Origin of the sequence: uncultured Shewanella sp. (assembly GCF_947491715.1) — a bacterium.
Classification (GTDB): domain Bacteria; phylum Pseudomonadota; class Gammaproteobacteria; order Enterobacterales; family Shewanellaceae; genus Shewanella.
Genome location: NZ_CANLKR010000083.1, coordinates 1 through 2168 on the forward strand (window position 1 = coordinate 1; position 2168 = coordinate 2168).

The 2168-nt window shown below is 42.5% G+C and carries 1 protein-coding gene; it reads left to right on the forward strand.

Going from position 1 to position 2168, the window contains the following annotated elements:
- Positions 1-2168, forward strand: a 2168-nt coding sequence (locus Q0779_RS23550) for an amino acid adenylation domain-containing protein (protein ID WP_298776692.1), incomplete at both ends; no start/stop codon positions are given.

Consider the following 2168-nt stretch of genomic DNA (forward strand, 5'->3'; position numbering starts at 1 on the left):
CAGTGGAACTATGCACTGAGTTTGTTTGAAGCAAGCAGTATAAAGGGGTTTGCTGAGCAGTATCAAAGGGCCTTATTAGCGCTACTGAAGCCTGAGCAAAGAGTAGGTGAGGTTTCATTATTATCCGATGATGAGCGCCACACTTTGTTGTACGACTGGAATCAAACTGACACGCCTTACCCGCAAGATAAAATACTGCAACAGTTGTTTGAAGCACAAGTCGAAAAAACACCAAATGGTACAGCACTCGTATTTGAAGAGTCGGAGCTGACCTATCATGAGCTGAACCAAAAAGCCAATCAGCTGGCCCATTATCTGCGCAGTCAATATCAAGATAAATATCACACACCGCTGCAGCCAGACACCTTAATTGCACTGTATTTGGACCGCAGTTTGGAGATGATCATCAGTATTTTGGCAGTGCTTAAGGCGGGGGGCGCCTATGTGCCTATCGCCCCCGAATACCCACAAGCGCGCACCACCTTTATGCTTGAAGACACGATGGCAGCTTTTATTATCACGCAAGCGCATTATCGAACTCAGCTAAGTGACTGGATAGTTGACACTGAGCTAAGTATTGATGTGCTTGAGGCCGATGATGACGCGCTCTTAGCTTCTCAACCCAATACTAATCCAATTGCCATCAATCAGGCTTCAGATTTAGCTTACGTGATTTACACTTCGGGGACGACGGGGAAACCTAAAGGGGTAATGATAGAGCACAAAGGTGTGATTAATTTAATATCATTTATTACTGATACTCATCAAATAATACAAGATACTCAGGCTTTACTTTTTTCTAATTATGTTTTTGATGCTTCTGTTTATGAAATATTTCCTTGTTTTTATACTGGTGCTACCGTAACTATAGTGCCAAAAGAGGCGCAAGGAAATATGGATAAATTACTGGCGTTAATTAGTGATAATAAAATCACTAAAGCGTTTATTCCCACATCGATTGTTAATCTTATCCCTGAAGCTTTGGCTCAATCAAATTTAGAAGTCCTCCATACAGGAGGAGAAGTGTTGAATCCTCTCCCCTGCTTACCTGCAAAATTGGTTTTTAATCAATATGGTCCAACAGAGGCTACAGTATGTGTGACTCAAAAGGCTATTAGTGATCCTAAATGTGTGGGTATCGGGAAAGCTATTGCCAATACGTTGAGTTATGTTGTAAATAACTTAGGTCAGTTAGTTCCTATTGGTTCTCCTGGAGAGCTTTATATCGGTGGTGCTGGCCTTGCTAGAGGATATTTAAATCGCCCTGAATTAACGGTTGAACGCTTTATCGATAACCCATTTGCTCGTGAAGAGGATATTGCCAATGGTGATACTCGTTTGTATCAAACTGGGGATTTAGTGCGGTATTTATCGAATGGCGATTTAGAATATTTAGGGCGGAATGATGCTCAAGTTAAAATCCGTGGTCACCGTATCGAGCTGGGTGAAATACAAACGGCATTAGAAGGGTTAGGTGGCATAAAACAAGCGGCGGTGATTGATTATAAGACAGATAACAGTCATTTTATAGCGGCTTATATTGTGCCCGATTTTGCTGTTGATTCTATTTATTTTAAAAATGACCGCCGTTCAATGGCACGTCATATAGATGAACTGGCACTTTCTTTGGATATTGAAGGAGTCAAGCAAAGCTTAGCAGCGTGTTTACCCGACTATATGCTACCGACCAGTTTCACAGTGATTGATGCCGTGCCATTAACCCTTAATGGCAAACTGGATAAAAAGGCCTTGCCTGAGCCCATTTTTATTGACGCGGGCAATTACTCGCCGCCTCGAAATGAGCTTGAGCAACAGCTGTGTCAAATTTGGCAAGCAGTGCTTGGGCTGGAGCAAGTGGGTATTCATGATAACTTCTTTCGTATCGGTGGGGATTCAATTAGCGCGATACGGTTAAATGCCGAGGCTAGAGAGCGGGCGAATATTGATATTCCATTGGTTGAATTGTTTAAACACTCAACCATTGCCCTGCTCGCTATTCATTTAGCCGAACATTCAGACAAGCATCAGCCTATAGTGATCCCTAAAAGTGGGAATAATACGCAACAGAGATTGTCTTTCGCGCAAGAGCGTTTATGGTTTATTGAGCAATTTGAGGGAGGCAGTGATGCTTATCATATGCCTTATTTGGTGCGCTTACGGGCGACAAC